The sequence below is a fragment of the Paenibacillus phytohabitans genome, assembly GCF_013141775.1.
Taxonomy (GTDB): Bacteria; Bacillota; Bacilli; order Paenibacillales; family Paenibacillaceae; genus Paenibacillus_AQ; species Paenibacillus_AQ phytohabitans.
On record NZ_WHOB01000012.1, the window covers coordinates 1 to 16,462 of the forward strand.

Genomic DNA, 16,462 nt, shown 5'->3' on the forward strand with positions numbered 1-16,462 from the left:
ACGAGCGATGGAAACAGTCCATATCAACAATTTACGTCCAGGGCAGTACATTAATCACAATGGCGAGGTTATCACACTGGAGCAGGCCAAGAAGTTGCTGGAGAGCGGTGCAAAACCGGTGCTGCATACCGTATCGGACGAATACATCGGCTCAGAGTCCTTGATTCGTTACATGATGCACGGAAGGCCGGCGAGGAACCTGGGGATTTTTGCGAGTCTGACCCGGAAGCAAAGCGGATTCAGTATGGTGATCTCCATGCTGTAGCCATTGGGCCAGACTGAGCGGACATTGTAGCAGGATACGGCACTAACGAAGAATTGACCGTCTGGTATCGATCTCAGGTCAATATCCCCGATGAAGAGTGGCAGGATTACAAAGTCGTCGATTTACCAATGGACAAAGCAATGGATTGGGAAGAAGACGGAAAGATGACGCTGCAGGAATTTTTGGAATGGGAGACGGAGTTTCCGCAATTCGTAGGTTCTAGCGAATAACGGAGAGGGTTAGCCACCCTCTCCCCTATAAAGGAGCTGATAAGCATGGCAAATACGACAAAGGTTAAGACGTTTACGATAGTCATTCCCGCAGGCCAAGGGCCAACGGTTACAACCGCTGAGGAATCCATACAAGAAATGCTGTGGGATCTGCGCGACCAAATGACCGACAACAACAAACCAACGGAGGACGAACTGCAGGCTGCCGACCAGTTAATTGTAAACGGACTCGGCGTAAACGATTGGCATGACAGAGAATACACGTTCTTCGAAGATTATAAGCTTAGGATCGAAACAATGCCGCAATACAAACTGGATGAAATGCCCGAATTCGCGGGCTATTAAGGGGAGGCATAACCAGTATGAGCATGAAGGCAATAACCATCATACAGCCGTGGGCGACACTGATCGCCCTCAGAGAGAAACGGTTTGAAACGCGCAGTTGGGCAACAAAGCACCGCGGCGAGTTGGCGATTCACGCCGGGAAAATGTAGACCGGGAAGCGTGCGAGGAGCCAGAGATCAGTGCAGCACTCGTCCGGCACGGATATACTGCTGACAATCTGCCGACCGGGACGGTTGTGGCTGTCGCAAGTCTTGAGGAGTGCTGGGAGGTCAGCCGCTGCATACGCGGGGATGTAGTGCTTGAAAAAGACGGTGGTAATGCGATGCGAGAGGACCCGGTCAGCAAAAAGGAACAGGCTTTCGGCTGGTATGATGATGGCCGTTATGCTGGGAACTGACGCATGTTAAGCAGCTGCCGGAGTCGGTCCCGACCAAAGGGTAGCAGAGCTTGTGGATCTGGACAAAGATATCCAATAGTAGATAATATTATTTTTTATATTTTTCTCTTAATCTCCTATCTCTGATAATTGAAATTTGCTCCATATGACTTTTATGTATTGCCTGTTTTTCTTTGCGCATTTGAATTTCATATTCAATAGTCTTTATGTCGTTCACTAGATTGGACACCACTCTATTTTTTTTAGTAAAGAGAAAATATATACATGCGGCAAAGAATAGAAGAAACAAAAAAAAAAATTTTCCTGTGCCTGTATAAGTTTTATTAACGATAATGCCCACTATGGTTAAAATTATTGTTATCGCCGATAACAACACACCAGATAGTTTCAACTCTTCCAACGTTGCTTCGTAATCAATCTTTATTCTCATTAATTGATCATCAGTGATATTGGGATTTAGCATAATGTACGCACGCATGCTCCTTCTGTTGTTACTAAACATCGAATTACCTCCATTTTTATGAATAGCAAAAGACCCCCATATCCTTGGCCGGGGCGGGGGTCCAATCGTGTACCTTCATTCGAATTATACCACGAGTGAGGGGATTATCATGGGGAAAAGCGACCAATTAGCAATCCAACTGGCTTCGGACATCCTCCCGATCGACGAGAAGGAAACCCGACGCCGGGTGGAAGAACATCTAGAAACGATCCGTTTGTATCGGCAGATTGGATTCGTACGGCGCCAGGCAGCATTAACTGCGAGTCCGGAACCGCGGTATCACGGATCAACGAATGCGATCAGCCGGACGACGGAAAATATAGCGATATGGAACACGGACAGAGGGGCTGAGTTGGAGCAGCAATCTAAATTACTGGACATGGCCATGGAAAGGCTTAAGAAGTCGGAGCGGGAGATTATACAACTGCGATATCTGGAGTATGAGGATGAGTATGATTCGATACTGTGCGGGGAGCTGGGGATGAGCGATCGGAAGTACCGAAGGATAAAATCAAGAGAAATATATATTTTAGCGTGCGCACTTGGATTAGAAGTGTTAATCGATCATAATTAGATAAGGAAATGAGAAACTGCTTTTTAGGGGGAAGTTTATTGATTAAATATCCTGTTGACCTTTCAGAATCATGGAAAGAAGAAATTGAAAAAATAGAAGGTGTGGCGAACGCGGACGCAAAGCTATTACAAAGAATGATTTATATTCTTTTTATCTATGACCTAATGATCTATGAGGTGAATGAAAATCACAAAAAATATAAATCAGATAAATTGATTTATATAAGTCGTTATTTCCTTGCTCATGAGTATCATTTAGGTGAAAGTATTTATCATCTGATTATAAAAGGGTTCGGAGTTTCAAGTTCAATTTTAGTGCGTTCTATGTTAGAGAATTTAATAGATTTTTCTTATTTATGGCTGTGTAAAGAAATAAATAAATCCCAGAACGAAAGGGATAGTTGGATGGATTATGAGGCAATTACAAATGAGTCATTGTTTAATAGATGGAACGATTTTAAAGATTATATGATCAAAAAAGGTAATAAATTTAACGAAACGTTACTTTTTCATGGCCCAACGGAACCTTTAATAAATAGAGCTAAGAATTTTAAAAGTCAGTTTTATAAATACGGAAATAAATATCATTGGGCTAAATACCCTTCCCTAGATCAAAGAGCAAGACAAGTTGATATGACTGGAAGACTCCAGAAAGAAATGCCTGACTTCTACTTAGAGCAAGAGTATATAGTCAATTATAAAATTAATAGCCAAATGGTTCATGGTGAAAGTTCTATGTTTTCGAGTTATCGAGATAAAAATAATAATTTGTTAAGCATAGGAACTGAACGAGATGAATTAAATAGTACTATAAGTATGACCTCGAATTATTTACTTATTTTTGCATATGAATTGATACAAATTAACAGGCTCAAAATAGATATTGTAGAGCAATTAAATCACTTAGGTTTTCGTTAATATCTTGACCGTCTTTTGGCCGATATTTGACCGCACAATGGCCGTTCATTAGGTTTTAGACATAGTATATTGGTAATGTGGAAATCAGGCGAGAGTGACACGCACGGCTGCAGCAATGCAGCATTAACGGACATGCTGCCAGAGCACGTGCAGCAGCTGAGGCATGAAATGCAGGAGCGGGGACGGCGCAGCAGGTATGATGTATTAGGATGATAATACAGGAGAGTGATTTATGATGTTACCGGTACATTTACGTTTGGCCGAGATCTTTCATATTAATATGGCCGGACCTCTAGCGCTGGAGGAAGCCAAGGAGCTGCAATACTGCCTGCGGGAGAACGCCAGGTATTGCTGGGACTGTCTGATGATTCAAAATCAATCAATACTGGCTGGAGCAACGCACGATCACAAATGACAATTAGAGCTTCAGTGGAAACTGGAGGTGCTTAGGTTAACAGGTAGGGTGCCGAAAATATAATGTATATTCCATCTATCCTTTAGATGATTTCTTTGTGTTTCACAAAACTCATTGTAATGGGTTAGTAATAAGTAATAATGTGTGAGTATTTAACCTGAATACACCACATCTAGCTGACTATAGAATCTCCCCCAATGCCTTTTTGCGTGAAATGAGAAGCTTTACTTTCAATGGAGGGGAAATCCCAAAAATCCTGCACGAAATACAACATTCTTCTCTCAATATTGAGCTTAAACGAAAAATGTTGTACAAAATGCAGGATTTCCCCGTATTCATGCTGTTGTGCTTGGAAATTGTTGTATTTCATACAACAAACCTTACAAATTCCCTTATATCTATGAGTCCGAGTTGTATTACGTACAACATTTCAAAGCTAATTAGTGACTCGACATCCACCCCCTAAGGCCCAAACGAAACATTCTGAAGAAGATACCGGATAACGAAGAAGGCAATGATCAGCACAGAAGCGAATCCCAGCAGGAAAGAAACAATGTCTCTGCCTGAACGTTTGTATTTTCTCATTTACGGTCACCTCGTATAAGAATAATAAAGACCCCTGTTGAGGGGTCAACTCTGGGGCATTAGGCTGTTGTTGCGAATTTCAAGAGTTCATCAGGGACTGCGATTTCACCCAGAACCGCTTCTGCGGCTGCCCAAGCCAGACTAAACTCTTTTCCGCTGTAGAGGGTGCGGTTACGGGTTGGGCTGGAAAGTGACATATCAAAGACGATAAATTCCCCTGCATCTGTTGCAACTCTGAAGCTCACGGAACGGTCCTGCTTCTGTATCCGTACTTCTTCCATATGATTTAACCTCCTAAGACTTTCCTCTAACCATAAATATTATACATAATTATTCCATTCCAGGCATAGCGAAGAAGCGCCGTTGATTGTATTCTCCTGCCAGTTCTGAACTGGCGGGATTCTTGTATACATCTGTCCCGGAATTAACCCGGCCCTCCCAGATAGAAGTTTCTCCTAACGTACGCACGATTTGTTAACGCTACCGAAAATAAGATAATATGAAACTACGCATAATGTATGCATAGAAATCTTTTACTTCATTGGAGGCGTTGCACCATGTCAGACTCTAAAGCCCATAACGAAAATGATCCGCTCAACCGCACATTGCTGAACGAAGCCGGTCTGGAACTGAATGAATCGCTGGACCTCACGAACTGCGACAAGGAGCCGATCCATATTCCCGGGCTTATTCAGCCGCATGGCGTGCTGCTGGCAGTGACGCAGGGCAAGGACAATCTTATTGTCCAGGCCAGCCGGAACACAGATGTACTGCTGGGAATTCCTGCAGAGACGCTGCTCGGAACTTCTATGGCTGAGCTGGTAGGCGATAGTCAGCTTCAGGCCTTACTGGAGCGCAGTGTGAACGCCAAGGAAACCGCAGATTTACAATATATTGTCCTGAAGATTGAAGTTGAAGGAGAGTTGACCGATTTCTTCAGCATTATTCACGAAAGTGAGGGGCTGATGATTGTCGAGCTGGAGCCTGCCTCAGAAGAGGAGGGTGCAGGAGCCAATGATTTTGAATGGATCCGCACGTTCTTCGGCCGTATGAAGCAGACTGCAGGCCGGATTGAAGCCAGTCAGGCAGCGGCTGAACAGGTCAAGGAAATGCTCGGTTATGACCGCGTGATGATCTACGAATTCGATGACGAGTGGAACGGTAAAGTTGTAGCTGAAGCGAAGGAGGAAGGTCTGGAACCGTTCCTCGGGCATCACTACCCGGCATCGGATATCCCCAAGCAGGCGCGTGAGCTGTACTTGCGCAACTGGCTGCGGACCATCGTGGATGTTCACTATACGCCGGTACCGATTATCCCGGTGCTTCAGCCCCTAACCGGCAAGCCGCTGAACCTCAGCCTGTCGATCCTGCGCAGTGTCTCCCCGCTGCATATCGAATATTTGCAGAATATGGGAGTTGGAGCTACTACAACCATCTCGTTAATTAATAATAACAAGCTCTGGGGACTGATCACCTGCCATCACCATTCGCCAAAGTATGTACCGCATCGCATCCGCAATCTGTGCAATTTCCTGGGTTCCTTCTTCTCCAGTGAGCTGTACCAGCGCCAGCAGCTGGATACGTATCAGACAGAGCTGCAGCTGCGGACCAAAGCGACACGGATTGTCGATGTATTCACAGGAAATTCAAGCTCCTTCCGGGTGATTGAGCAGCTGGGAGAGGAAGAGCAGACGCTGCTTGCGCTAATGGATGCTTCAGGAGCAGCGGTATGTTACCAGGACAAGCTGATGCTGTACGGGGTTACGCCTTCCCAGGATCAGGTACGGGAGCTTGCGGGCTGGCTGGCCGGTAAAGCCAGGGACTACACTTACTGTACTTCGAGGCTCAGTCTGGAATATGAATCAGCCAAAGCTTACAAGGACAAGGCCTCCGGAGTACTGTATCTGGCTCTGACTCCCGGACAGCAGAACTATATGATCTGGTTCAGACCAGAAGTTGTAGAGATTGTGGACTGGGCAGGAGATCCGGCCAAGGCTGTCATTCAGGAGAATGACGGGATGCGTCTGTCTCCCCGGAAATCTTTTGAGAAATGGCGCCAGGTCGTTCAGTCTACTTCACTTCCCTGGAAAGAGCAGCATCTCAACATTCTGCCTCAGCTGAAATCTATCCTGCGCGGACAGACGGAGAATCAGCTGCGTCAGGCCGAGGAACAGGCACTGCAGAATGCACGAAGTCTGCGTCATAATGAACAACGTTATCTCCAGCTGATGGAGCTGTCACCGGTAGCTTTCTTTATGATTACCGATGATCTTATCGTCTATAGCAATAACCGTGCGCTGGACCTGATGGCTATAGAGAAGGGCAAGTCCCTAACGGGTCAGCCGTTCCTGAAATATGTGCACGAATCATACCGTCCTGCATTGCGTCAGTATTTCTCGGAGCTCACCCTGAACAAGAGCCAGTTCGTAACCGGCAGCGGACAGTTTCAGAATGCGGATGGACTGACGCTGGACATGAACCTGACACTGGCCTCTGTAATCCACGGCGGCAAACCTTCCGTCATGGCTGTTCTGAGTAAGGGGGCTAACGCTGATGCGAAAGGTGAAGCCTACACCAGTGTAACTACCCAATTGCAGAGTTACCTGACAACGGATTCCTTAACGGATCTGCCGAACCGGCTGGCGTTCGAGAACGAGCTCACTAGTACATGGAAGAATTGCCTGCGCGCGCAGGAGCCGCTTCTATTACTGTCTATTGACATCGATGATTTCCATTCTTATAATGCGGTCCACGGGTTAAAAGGCGGAGATCTGTGTATTCAGTCAGTAGCCGATGTACTGAACCTTATCAGCAAGCAGCACGGCGCCTTCGTCGCCCGCTTCAGCGGAGCAGCCTTCATCCTGACCTTGTCCGGGGCAACCGCCGGAGAGGCGGAGCAGCTGGCCGAAGCTGTGCGCAAGGGTGTCTATGATCTGCAAATTCCCCGCGACCGTTATGAAGAAGAAGGCGTGGTCACCGTAAGTATTGGCGGTCTGCTGAAAGTCCCTCTTACAACGGACCGTACTTCAGAGTTCATTGCCGGGTCGGAGAAGGCGCTCTATGAGGCGAAATCCAGCGGAAAAAACCAGGTTGTATTTCATTGAATAACCGTTATGAACAAAGAAGCCGGGTAAGGTCCGTCTGGACTATACCCGGCTTTTTGCCGCGCCAGTCTATGTGTCCAATCCACCATTGGCGATCCGCATACATTACAGAATAAAGCGAATGTACTTCTGCATACGTAAACGGAGGTGAAACGCGGTGTCTGTCGAGAAGCATATGCTGGCAGCAGGAACTCCCTATGCCACACCTTATTATGTCGTTAGCAGTGCAGCGCCCGGTCCTGTATTTATGATCATCTCCGGCGTTCATGGCAATGAACCGGCTAGTACCCGTGCGGCACAGGGGATCGTAAACCGGTTCAAACGCGGAGAGTGGGTTCTGCGCAGAGGGAAGCTGATTATTGTCCCGCTGGTGAATGTATCCGCACGGCGGAAGGGCATCCGCGGCAAACCTGATTTGAACCGTACCTTCCCGGTGGGTACAGGCGCTAAGGCTAGACATCCGCTGTCAGCAGCGGTGTTTCAACTCGCTGCGCGTTATCGTCCATCCTGGTATTTGGATCTGCATGAAGCGAACGGGCTGTCACAGCTTAATCCGCGGCGCGTAGGGCAGACGCTGATTATCAGCCCGGCTAGCCGGGCGGCAGGTGTGGCGAAGCAAATTGTGAAGAAGATGAACTTGTCGGTTCCGAATAAAGCTTACCGCTTCAATATCCGCCGCCGCGAGCGCGCCGGGACTTCACGGATGGCTATGCAGCGACTGCTCGGAGCGAGAGCTGTTACAGTGGAAACCTGCTGGAGTCTTGATTTCTCCTTAAGGGTGCGGCTGCAAAGTGAGATTGTCAGTCATTTCCTGAGGGCTGCGGGTTTAACCGGCTGATGCCGTATAGTTCAGCTGCTCTGTAACCCCGGATCTTCCTTGGGCTGCTTTCCGTTGCCGGGAACAAATACACTCCCGTAGCTTCCTTTGTAGACAGGAGTGCCGAGTGCTTTTACCCAGTCCTGATACAGCCTCCCGGAGCTGCCGTTTCGCACAATCACATAATCCGGGTGGTCATATTTCACGATATCAGGCAAGTATTCGGAGTAGCCGTACATCGAGCGTTCGAAGGCATTCCAGCCCATGATTCCAATCGAAGCCTTGGTGATAAAAGGGTCCTGACGCCCGTCACAGAGCACATCCCCGCCGCGGAACATCACATAACCTGAAGACCCATAGCTGGACAGCACCTTAGGCCGCCTGCCTGCCGGTGTATGCTCCAGTACATAGCTCATCTCTAGGACAGGGTAATCTGCAGCAGTCACCACTGGCGGGACCGTGAAGATATATACAGTGTTGATCAGCAGCCCGGTGACAATTCCAAGGGCAACCGCTCTTCCGCTTGTCCGCAGCCTGAGCTTGCCCGGAAGCGGAACCGCTTCGAAGAAGACTGCCGCGAAATAAGGAATGAACAGCCACATGAACAGATTCTGCTTGAAATTTGATACTCCGAGATAGAGAATACCGGTCATCAGGAAGAAGCGGAACGGCTTCCGTTGCAGGGAGAAGGGCAGAGTGACCGCGAAAAAGAGCAGCAGAAGCAGAATCGGCAGCTGGCCCGGCCGGCTGAAGGAGAGAGGCTGCCATTCATTAATGAGCAGATTGTAGTTATTGTGTGTGACGGTGAAGATGAACAGCAGTCCTTGAAGTCCTCCCGGATTCGGCAGACCGGCCAGCAGGACCAGCAGGAAGACGGCAGCCCGCTTCCAGCTGAGATTGCGTGCAATCAGCGATTCCAGCACAGCCATACCGGTAAACACGGCAATCACCAGCCATACTCCGGTATGGACATTGGCAACGGCACAGGAGAGGATCATCATCGCTGCCGCATACCTGGCCCCGGGCTTCAGCTGATACTCCCGCATGCAGATGAAGAACCAGACAATCAGTGGAGAGGAGACCATCTGCGGTCTTCCCTTGAAGTAGTTATAGTAGATCCAGCAGGAGATCAGCAGGACAAAGGGCAGGAGCAGAACATGATTCTCCCGCAGACCCAGCTCTTTACGTGATACTTCTCCAAGACGAATAAGTCCCAACAGTAAGCCAAACAGGCACAGGGCGGTCAGCAGATAGATCCCCGGCCAGCCGAACCACTGGTACAGTGGTGTAATCAGCAGCTGAAACCCGGCTTCATGCGGGATATACGGCAGCTTGTCTCCATAAAAGGTATGTATCGCATGATGCGGCACCTTCCCGTGCTCAAGCATGAAGCGTCCGACCTCCAGATGCCAGAACGTATCCGGATCATTATACGAATATTTAGGCTGCATGAGCAGTATAACGGCAGCCGTCAGCAGCCCGCAGCTGAGCGGGTAGACGGCGGTTTTTCTAGACATAGGAACTTCCCCTCCGTGTAAGCATTCGGCTTCCGCCTCTATATAGCATCACCACTTCCCATAAGTGATTAGATCAATACCTGCGAGAGAGCGGTAGTCCAAATATGCGGCGCAGCAGCAACCCGACCGTTGCGAATAGAGGATTGACACCACTGGACATAGTGTATATATTATATATATACATTAAATACAAATACCGCAAAGGACGCTGGTGCTGCTGCATGAATATTTTGATATCAAGTACATCCGGTGAACCGATCTACGCTCAGATTGTGGGACAAGTCCGCCAGATGATTCTGCAAGGGGAGCTGGTCTCCGGTACGCCGTTGCCATCGATCCGCTTATTGGCCAAGGAGCTACAGATCAGTGTCATTACCACGAAGCGGGCTTACGAGGAGCTGGAGCGTGAAGGGCTGATTAACTCTATTGTCGGCAAGGGCTCTTTTGTCTCCGGGGCAGATCAGGAATATATCCGGGAGCAGCGGCTGCGGATTGTAGAGGGCAAGCTGAAAGAAATCATTGATGAGAGCAGACTGCTGGGCATGGAGTATGCCGAACTGGCGGAGATGCTGAAACTGCTCTATGAGGAGGAACAGGAATGAGCGATGTAATCCGGTTAGACCATTTAACCAAAAGCTACGACCGGTTTGAGCTGAGGGATATCTCATTATCCATCAAGGAAGGTTTTATTACAGGCCTGATCGGCCCGAACGGTGCAGGCAAAACCTCGCTGATCAAAATGATGATGGGTATGATCTACCCGGATCAAGGCAATATCACGATGTTGGGTCAGAATAACCAGCTATATCAAGCAGCGGTCAAGGAGCGGATTGGGTACGTCTCGGATGAGAATATCTATTATGAGAATCTCACCGTCAAGCAGATGAAGAGAGTTATCGCGCCGTTCTACACCCGCTGGAATGAAGATACATATGTGAAGTTTCAGGAGCTGTTCAAGCTTCCGCCCGGCAAGAAGATTAAGGATCTGTCCAAGGGGATGAAAATCAAATTCTCGCTCGCCATCGCCTTATCCCATGGTGCCGATCTGCTGATTATGGATGAGCCTACCTCGGGGCTTGATCCGATTTTCCGCAGAGAGATGCTGGAGCTGCTCAGTGAGCATATTCAGGACGAGAAGAAATCGATTCTGTTCTCCACCCATAACACGATGGATCTGGACCGGATTGCCGACTATATTGTATTCATCAACGAGGGGCGGATTGTTTTCAATGAGATGAAAGAGAGTATCAGCGAGCGTTACCTCCTGGTCAAAGGCGGGAAGGAGCTGCTCGACCGTGATGTCCGGCGCTGGTTCGTCGGCATCCGCGAGAGCGGACTGGGGTTCGAGGGTCTGATCAGCAACCGTGCGGAGGGCGAACAGTATTTCAGGGATACGGCTATCTGCGAGACGCCTACTCTGGAAGAAATCATGTATTTTACGGTAAAAGGAAGTGAAGCGCATGTATAGCTCCCTGCATCTGATCCGCAAAGACTTCATCCTTACCCGCAAGTTCATGCTGCTGCTGATCCCGTATTATGTGCTTATGGGGTATACGAATCCCGAAGCCTATACAGCATTCTCCCTGTTTCCGGCGGTGCTGCTGCTGGTCAACTCCTGCGCCATTGATATGCAGCATAACAATCAGAAATTTCTGGTCAGTCTTCCGGTACCCAGGCAGCGGCTGATTCTGGCCAAGTATTTAACACTAATTCCTTTCTCAATGTTCAGCTTCATTTGTACGCTGCTGCTGTATCTCCTGGCGTTTGCAATGGGCCGACTGGATGCTCCTTTGCGCTGGAGAGAGCTGGGACTCGCAACCGCTGCTTTTCCGTTGATTGCTTCTTTCTATCTACCGCTGTACTATTGGCTGGGACAAAAAGGCATGCAGGTGGTGAATATCGTCTTTATTATGCTGATTATGCTTAACTTCACGGCATTAACCAGTTTGACTGAACGATATCCAGCACTTGCGGAATGGGTCCTGACCGGCAGAATGGACAATGTTCTGCTTACTATCATCAGTGTTCTGGCCTATCTTGTTATTATCTACGGCTCTTATCTGCTCTCTTTGCGGATTTTTGTTAAAAAGGACGTATAACCCCAGCCGGGCTGCCTGCAATCCGGCACCATAAAAAACGACCTCAGCTTCCACTATAAAGTGGAGGACGGGGTCGTTTTTGGTTCTGCAGGGGCAGGTCAGCGGAAGGTACCGCCCTGTTCCAGATTGTCGATGAAGTCCTTGGCATCCTTCAGGGATAAATTCCGTGCTTCCCGCATTACCTTAATCGCCTGAATCTTCTTGCCCTCCGCCAGCAGCAGATGCAGCCTCCGCTCCAGATCAGGAGCAATCTCCGGGTTCTGCACGAACAGCGGGGTCGGAATGCCGGCCATCCTGCCTCCAGCTCCTGCAGGTCCCCCATAAGCGTCCCTCTGCGCCAACTGAGACTCCAGCTCTGTTACGCGCTTTTTCAGACGGAACACACTTAACATAAGCAGTAACACAAGAACCAAAGCCAGAATTGCGATAATATCCGTATTGTCCATGGGAGCGGCTCCTTTCTGCCCTTATAGCATCGATCGCTGTAACTAGACCTATCATATTCTACTACCCGCTGAGCAGAAGAATGAACACTTCACTCCTGAATTTAGGAACAGTTCATACATAGTTCAGCGGGTCCGGTTGAACAGACTTCATCCCGTTTCATGCAGAATGTCATATTCATCCCTCCAAAAGTATGATATTTTTATGCGAAATTTCAAATATTTATGGAGATGGGGGGCTTACCGGTGATAACTCCGTACAATCTTGAAGAGTATTATGTAAGGATCGGCCGGCTGAAGCAGCGTTATTTGTCAGAGCGCTTCGAGCAGGAGCTTCCGGCATTCCATTCTCACCTGGAAGCGGCCCAGTGGTTCCGCAGCATGTTCCCGGGCGGGTTCATTTTTGTGGAGGAGATGGAAGCGGCTAACGCTGAGAGCTATTACTTGTATGACATCATCCACGACCGCGAGCTATGGGAGCGCAGACAGCAGGATTTGAAGACCAAAGGCACCGCTTCCGGACTCGGCATGCTCCTATGCACCCAGCGGGTCGATATTTACGAGGACGGATCGGTGCAAATCGCTTTTTAACAATAAGTGCTGTTTCAGGACAAATGAATCAAAAGTGAGATTAAATGGTGTATAATCATGGAAAGGGAGGTGATTTCATGGGTGACTTCTTTAATCCGGGACCACATGCGAATTCGACTGATCCCGGCGGGCATAAAGCCAACCATGACGTGAATGCGCAGAAGTATCACACCGAAGGCCCTCCAGGCTTATGGAGGCAAATATCCGATCTGGTTATTGCCATAGCTGTCATTGCCTTTTTCATTTTTGTGATCATGTGGATCTTTTGATCTGTCTCCCCAACAAGCGGCTGTCCAAGACTGGTTTCATGGTCCTGGTGCATCCGCTTTTTGTTGTTTTACAGGTGAATAAATCAGAGTATCCAACACATACTTACAGATACATCTTTTATTTGTAACAAGAGGGGTACTCAGGTGGAGGCAGATGCAGTCTTTGAAGGCGGTGGCGTAAAGGGAATTGCTTTTGTAGGAGCCATTGAAGTGATGGAATCCAGAGGATATACCTGGAACAAGCTTGCGGGGACTTCTGCCGGCGCGATCGTCGCAGCTTTGTTGGCCTGCGGTTACAATAGTGCTGAAATCAGAGAGCTGATGAGCTCGCTGGACTATATGAAGCTGCTCGGGCGTACCAGAATGAACAGCCTGCCGATCTTGAACAAAACGCTTCCGTTAATGATGAAGTCAGGCATTTACAGCAACCACATTTTAGAACAGGTAATGACGGAATGGCTGAAGCGTAAGAAAGTTGTAACGTTTGGAGATATTCCCGAAGGCAAGCTTTCGATAATAGTCTCGAATATAAGCAATGGGCGGATTGCAGTTTTTCCTAATGATTTGCCTCACTATGGTCTGAAAGCGTCCGAATTCCCCATAGCTGCAGCAGTACGGATGAGCACCACGCTGCCTTTCTTTTTTCAACCCTATGTCTGGCATACGCCCCTGCAGAAGAAACCCTATTATATGCTGGACGGAGGAATGCTTAGCAATTATCCGATCTGGCTGTTTGACGTAGATGGAGTCCCGCGGTGGCCAACCTTCGGATTCAGACTGTCGGAAAGGCGAACCTATGCCCAATCGATAGAGATCAATGGTCCGGTCTCGTTACTCAAAGGAATGTTCAAAACCATGCTGCAGGCTCATGATCAAAGACATGTAGACAAACATGCGGAGGAGCGCACAATATTTATTCCCACCGGTAAAGTAACGACGACAAAATTCGAATTGACGGAAGAAGATAAGCATTTCTTGCTCTCATCCGGCCACGCTGCGGCAGATAAATTCCTGGAGACATGGGACTTCGAAGACTATAAGCATAAATTCAGAGAAAATCATGCAGCATTGCCGGTTCAGCCCTTTTCCGGTGAATCGCAGCAGGAGTCCGGTATTTATCACTGAAACCCAAGGCTACTACTTCCACATTGAGGAGCAGTAGCCTTTTGTCTGGGGACTCACAAATTTGCCAATAGCACTTCCGGGAATGGGAAGGTTTCTCCTGAAAGATAAATGAATCCTGTTGAAGGACCTAGAGGACAATGGCACTGCAAACGGATTTGGAATGCTTCTCTGTACCCACAATCCGTTATCTATAAAGGACGGTCTGGTCCATTTGGCCTTTTGAGGGGAAACGACAATAAATTCTATAAAAGATAAATATACGTTTTTATTTGAAAAGTCTGCATTAAAAGGTTGCAGGCTTTTTAATTATTTCAATTTTGTGAAAATTAGCAGATTAAGGAACTGAAAGGCTGGAATTTATTAAAAAAAAGTAACAAAGTTAATAGTAACACTATAATATTGATTATAGCCTATATATAAGTAGTAAAAGCCTATTAATGTTAAATATGTAATCTATGATTTGGGAGAAATTCAGCCGCGTGGTTCTGTTAAATGAGATGAACGAGAGGACGATCCGATGAAAGCTCTAATGATGGGTAATGAGGCAATTGCCAGAGGCGCTTATGAAGCAAATTGTAAAATCATTTCATCCTATCCCGGAACACCGAGTACGGAAATAGTCGAGAGCATCAGTGTCTATGAGGGCGTATATGCCGAGTGGGCACCTAACGAAAAGGTAGCGCTGGAAGTAGCAGCAGGCGCCTGTATCGCCGGTATCCGCAGCCTGACCACCATGAAGCACGTAGGGGTGAATGTGGCGGCAGATCCGTTGTTCAATATGACCTACGAAGGTGTAAATGCCGGTCTGGTCATTGTTTCGGCAGATGATCCCGGGATTCATTCCTCGCAGAACGAACAGGACAACCGCATTTATGCCAGTCATGCCAAGATGCCGCTACTCGAGCCGACCAGCTCTCAGGAATGCAAGGATATGATTGTCGAAGCCTATGAGATCAGCGAGCGCTTCAACACGCCTGTCCTGTTCAGAACCACAACCCGGGTGTCCCATTCGAAGGGGATTGTTCACTTTCAGGAAGACCTGGCGGTAGAGGAGAAATTCAGAACCTATAAGAAAAACAAGCTGGACAGGCTGCTCCTTCCGGCCATCTCCAGAAAGCGGCATCTGGAAATCGAAGCGAATCTTCTGGATATTCAGGCGTACTCCAATTCCTACCCTCTTAATGTAATAGAGTACAGCTCCCCGGAGATCGGCATAGTGACGAGCGGAATATCCTATCAATATGTTAAGGAAGTGTTCGGAGATACGGTATCCGTGCTGAAGCTGGGTATGAGTTATCCTTTTCCGGACGAGAAGGCCAAAGAATTCGCTGCATGGGCCAAAACAATCTATGTCGTCGAGGAGGGCGAGCCCTTCATCGAAACCTCACTTAAAGCGATGGGCATTGCCTGTACTGGTAAGGAGATCATTCCCGTCTGCGGCGAGCTGAACCCGGAAATTATCAGAAAAGCGATCACCCGTGAAGAATTCGACTGCTACGAGGGTGTCCAAGTACCGCCAAGGCCGCCAAGGCTGTGTGCAGGCTGCGGTTATCTCGGACTGTACAGCGCAGTCAAGCAGCACAGGGACATTATTGCCGCCGGAGATATCGGCTGTTATACGCTGGGCGGCACCGAGCCGATCAAGGCGCTCGACACCGTGCTCTGCATGGGCGCTTCCATCTCTATGGCAACGGGCATGCAGCGGACTCAGGATTTCAAACCGATGGGCAAGAAGGTATTCGCCTTCATCGGTGACTCCACCTTTTTTCACTCAGGTATGACCGGACTGCTGAACGCAGTTTACAACAAGACCCCGATTGTCATCTGTATCCTGGACAATCGCTCCACATCTATGACCGGCAATCAGGAGAACCCGGGCACCGGGCGCACACTGCAGGGCAGCACGTCGGAAGTCATACGGATTGAAGATATCGTGCTCGCGCTAGGCATTAAACCGGACAACCTCAGAATACTAGACCCCACCAACCTCCAAGAAACGCAGCAGTGTGTGGACACAGCCAAGCACAGCACTGAACCGTTCGTAATCATCTCCAGACATCCTTGTGAACTTCTCAAAAGCAAAGCGGAACCCACAAAAAAATACATCATTGACAATGTTACCTGTGTGAATTGCAAAAAATGCACTATGCTAGGCTGCTCGGCAATCAAAATTGTGGACCGCCAAATCATGATTGATCCGCTGGACTGCAAGGGCTGCAGCATCTGCCAGCAGGTTTGTCCCTATGACAGCATTAAGGAGGCTTAAG

The 16,462-nt window shown here is 48.3% G+C and carries 21 protein-coding genes; 15 read left to right on the forward strand and 6 right to left on the reverse strand.

All coding sequences use genetic code 11. The annotated features are described in order from the left end of the window. The 3 genes from GC101_RS00690 to GC101_RS00700 form a co-directional block, all read left to right on the forward strand. A partial coding sequence (locus tag GC101_RS00690; RefSeq protein ID WP_216626412.1) for an aminopeptidase occupies nt 1–265 on the forward strand: 265 nt, incomplete at its 5' end. A 275-nt stretch (nt 266–540) separates the two neighbouring features. Beyond that, nucleotides 541–840, forward strand: a complete 300-nt coding sequence (locus GC101_RS00695; RefSeq protein WP_171715692.1) for a hypothetical protein — start codon at nt 541–543, stop codon at nt 838–840. 97 nt (nt 841–937) lie between these two features. Next, complete coding sequence (locus GC101_RS00700; protein ID WP_343049544.1) at nt 938–1,237, forward strand: hypothetical protein; 300 nt, start codon at nt 938–940, stop codon at nt 1,235–1,237. An 88-nt stretch (nt 1,238–1,325) separates the two neighbouring features. Here GC101_RS00700 and GC101_RS00705 read toward each other — a convergent pair whose 3' ends face one another. Next, nucleotides 1,326–1,739 carry a hypothetical protein gene (locus tag GC101_RS00705; RefSeq protein ID WP_171715693.1) on the reverse strand — a complete coding sequence of 138 codons (414 nt, stop codon included), beginning with the start codon at nt 1,737–1,739 and terminating at the stop codon, nt 1,326–1,328. Between the two features lie 109 nt (nt 1,740–1,848). Here GC101_RS00705 and GC101_RS00710 point away from each other — a divergent pair, with 109 nt between their 5' ends. From GC101_RS00710 to GC101_RS00720, 3 genes are all read left to right on the forward strand, one after another. Beyond that, nucleotides 1,849–2,313 (forward strand): ArpU family phage packaging/lysis transcriptional regulator, encoded by a 465-nt coding sequence (locus GC101_RS00710; RefSeq protein WP_171715694.1) that lies wholly within the window; start codon nt 1,849–1,851, stop codon nt 2,311–2,313. 38 nt (nt 2,314–2,351) lie between these two features. Continuing rightward, nucleotides 2,352–3,230: a DUF5677 domain-containing protein gene (locus tag GC101_RS00715; protein WP_171715695.1), complete on the forward strand. Its 879-nt coding sequence runs from the start codon at nt 2,352–2,354 to the stop codon at nt 3,228–3,230. Nucleotides 3,231–3,462: 232 nt separating this feature from the next. Continuing rightward, nucleotides 3,463–3,645 carry a DUF7667 family protein gene (locus tag GC101_RS00720; RefSeq protein WP_171715696.1) on the forward strand — a complete coding sequence of 61 codons (183 nt, stop codon included), beginning with the start codon at nt 3,463–3,465 and terminating at the stop codon, nt 3,643–3,645. Between the two features lie 172 nt (nt 3,646–3,817). Here GC101_RS00720 and GC101_RS00725 read toward each other — a convergent pair whose 3' ends face one another. The 3 genes from GC101_RS00725 to GC101_RS00730 form a co-directional block, all read right to left on the reverse strand. Beyond that, nucleotides 3,818–4,015 (reverse strand): hypothetical protein, encoded by a 198-nt coding sequence (locus GC101_RS00725; protein ID WP_171715697.1) that lies wholly within the window; start codon nt 4,013–4,015, stop codon nt 3,818–3,820. A gap of 92 nt (nt 4,016–4,107) precedes the next feature. Beyond that, on the reverse strand, nt 4,108–4,230 hold the full coding sequence (locus GC101_RS36455) for a hypothetical protein (protein ID WP_281365764.1): 123 nt from the start codon (nt 4,228–4,230) through the stop codon (nt 4,108–4,110). A gap of 59 nt (nt 4,231–4,289) precedes the next feature. Next, entirely contained in the window at nt 4,290–4,511 is a 222-nt protein-coding gene (locus GC101_RS00730) for a hypothetical protein (RefSeq protein ID WP_171715698.1), read from the reverse strand. A gap of 276 nt (nt 4,512–4,787) precedes the next feature. Here GC101_RS00730 and GC101_RS00735 point away from each other — a divergent pair, with 276 nt between their 5' ends. Then, the gene (locus GC101_RS00735; RefSeq protein WP_171715699.1) at nt 4,788–7,334 is read left to right on the forward strand and encodes a diguanylate cyclase domain-containing protein; all 2,547 of its coding nucleotides are present in this window, start codon (nt 4,788–4,790) and stop codon (nt 7,332–7,334) included. A 157-nt stretch (nt 7,335–7,491) separates the two neighbouring features. Continuing rightward, nucleotides 7,492–8,172 (forward strand): M14 family metallopeptidase, encoded by a 681-nt coding sequence (locus tag GC101_RS00740; RefSeq protein WP_171715700.1) that lies wholly within the window; start codon nt 7,492–7,494, stop codon nt 8,170–8,172. An 11-nt stretch (nt 8,173–8,183) separates the two neighbouring features. Here GC101_RS00740 and GC101_RS00745 read toward each other — a convergent pair whose 3' ends face one another. After that, a complete protein-coding gene (locus tag GC101_RS00745; RefSeq protein ID WP_171715701.1) occupies nt 8,184–9,668 on the reverse strand; it encodes a hypothetical protein in 1,485 nt (494 codons plus the stop codon). A gap of 221 nt (nt 9,669–9,889) precedes the next feature. Between GC101_RS00745 and GC101_RS00750 the strand changes: the two genes are divergently transcribed. Genes GC101_RS00750 through GC101_RS00760 form a run of 3 tightly spaced genes read left to right on the forward strand, consistent with a single transcriptional unit; the run spans nt 9,890 to nt 11,767 of the window. After that, complete coding sequence (locus GC101_RS00750; RefSeq protein WP_042137658.1) at nt 9,890–10,270, forward strand: GntR family transcriptional regulator; 381 nt, start codon at nt 9,890–9,892, stop codon at nt 10,268–10,270. Next, nucleotides 10,267–11,136, forward strand: coding sequence for an ABC transporter ATP-binding protein (locus GC101_RS00755; RefSeq protein WP_171715702.1), 870 nt, complete (start codon nt 10,267–10,269; stop codon nt 11,134–11,136). The genes GC101_RS00750 and GC101_RS00755 overlap by 4 nt, the downstream gene beginning before the upstream one ends. Further along, nucleotides 11,129–11,767, forward strand: coding sequence for an ABC-2 transporter permease (locus tag GC101_RS00760; RefSeq protein ID WP_171715703.1), 639 nt, complete (start codon nt 11,129–11,131; stop codon nt 11,765–11,767). The genes GC101_RS00755 and GC101_RS00760 overlap by 8 nt, the downstream gene beginning before the upstream one ends. Before the next feature lie 98 nt (nt 11,768–11,865). Here GC101_RS00760 and GC101_RS00765 read toward each other — a convergent pair whose 3' ends face one another. Continuing rightward, nucleotides 11,866–12,213: a ribosomal protein L7/L12 gene (locus GC101_RS00765; protein ID WP_042137651.1), complete on the reverse strand. Its 348-nt coding sequence runs from the start codon at nt 12,211–12,213 to the stop codon at nt 11,866–11,868. Nucleotides 12,214–12,456: 243 nt separating this feature from the next. On the opposite strand from GC101_RS00765, the gene GC101_RS00770 reads away from it, so the two are divergent. From GC101_RS00770 to iorA, 4 genes are all read left to right on the forward strand, one after another. After that, nucleotides 12,457–12,801 carry a hypothetical protein gene (locus GC101_RS00770; protein ID WP_039291910.1) on the forward strand — a complete coding sequence of 115 codons (345 nt, stop codon included), beginning with the start codon at nt 12,457–12,459 and terminating at the stop codon, nt 12,799–12,801. 77 nt (nt 12,802–12,878) lie between these two features. After that, nucleotides 12,879–13,070, forward strand: a complete 192-nt coding sequence (locus GC101_RS00775) for a hypothetical protein (protein ID WP_171715704.1) — start codon at nt 12,879–12,881, stop codon at nt 13,068–13,070. 144 nt (nt 13,071–13,214) lie between these two features. Next, nucleotides 13,215–14,195, forward strand: a complete 981-nt coding sequence (locus GC101_RS00780; RefSeq protein ID WP_171715705.1) for a patatin-like phospholipase family protein — start codon at nt 13,215–13,217, stop codon at nt 14,193–14,195. A 517-nt stretch (nt 14,196–14,712) separates the two neighbouring features. After that, nucleotides 14,713–16,461, forward strand: a complete 1,749-nt coding sequence (gene iorA, locus GC101_RS00785; protein ID WP_171715706.1) for an indolepyruvate ferredoxin oxidoreductase subunit alpha — start codon at nt 14,713–14,715, stop codon at nt 16,459–16,461. Nucleotide 16,462 lies beyond the last annotated feature (1 nt).

What these genes read in the sequence shown, in the direction of transcription:
- GC101_RS36455 (WP_281365764.1), bottom strand. Translation starts at nt 4,230, where the DNA reads ATGAGAAAATACAAACGTTCAGGCAGAGACATTGTTTCTTTCCTGCTG.
- GC101_RS00775 (WP_171715704.1), top strand. Translation starts at nt 12,879, where the DNA reads ATGGGTGACTTCTTTAATCCGGGACCACATGCGAATTCGACTGATCCC.
- GC101_RS00730 (WP_171715698.1), bottom strand. Translation starts at nt 4,511, where the DNA reads ATGGAAGAAGTACGGATACAGAAGCAGGACCGTTCCGTGAGCTTCAGA.
- GC101_RS00720 (WP_171715696.1), top strand. Translation starts at nt 3,463, where the DNA reads ATGATGTTACCGGTACATTTACGTTTGGCCGAGATCTTTCATATTAAT.
- GC101_RS00695 (WP_171715692.1), top strand. Translation starts at nt 541, where the DNA reads ATGGCAAATACGACAAAGGTTAAGACGTTTACGATAGTCATTCCCGCA.
- GC101_RS00710 (WP_171715694.1), top strand. Translation starts at nt 1,849, where the DNA reads ATGGGGAAAAGCGACCAATTAGCAATCCAACTGGCTTCGGACATCCTC.
- GC101_RS00705 (WP_171715693.1), bottom strand. Translation starts at nt 1,739, where the DNA reads ATGTTTAGTAACAACAGAAGGAGCATGCGTGCGTACATTATGCTAAAT.
- GC101_RS00755 (WP_171715702.1), top strand. Translation starts at nt 10,267, where the DNA reads ATGAGCGATGTAATCCGGTTAGACCATTTAACCAAAAGCTACGACCGG.
- GC101_RS00765 (WP_042137651.1), bottom strand. Translation starts at nt 12,213, where the DNA reads ATGGACAATACGGATATTATCGCAATTCTGGCTTTGGTTCTTGTGTTA.
- GC101_RS00760 (WP_171715703.1), top strand. Translation starts at nt 11,129, where the DNA reads ATGTATAGCTCCCTGCATCTGATCCGCAAAGACTTCATCCTTACCCGC.
- GC101_RS00745 (WP_171715701.1), bottom strand. Translation starts at nt 9,668, where the DNA reads ATGTCTAGAAAAACCGCCGTCTACCCGCTCAGCTGCGGGCTGCTGACG.
- iorA (WP_171715706.1), top strand. Translation starts at nt 14,713, where the DNA reads ATGAAAGCTCTAATGATGGGTAATGAGGCAATTGCCAGAGGCGCTTAT.
- GC101_RS00725 (WP_171715697.1), bottom strand. Translation starts at nt 4,015, where the DNA reads ATGAAATACAACAATTTCCAAGCACAACAGCATGAATACGGGGAAATC.
- GC101_RS00750 (WP_042137658.1), top strand. Translation starts at nt 9,890, where the DNA reads ATGAATATTTTGATATCAAGTACATCCGGTGAACCGATCTACGCTCAG.
- GC101_RS00735 (WP_171715699.1), top strand. Translation starts at nt 4,788, where the DNA reads ATGTCAGACTCTAAAGCCCATAACGAAAATGATCCGCTCAACCGCACA.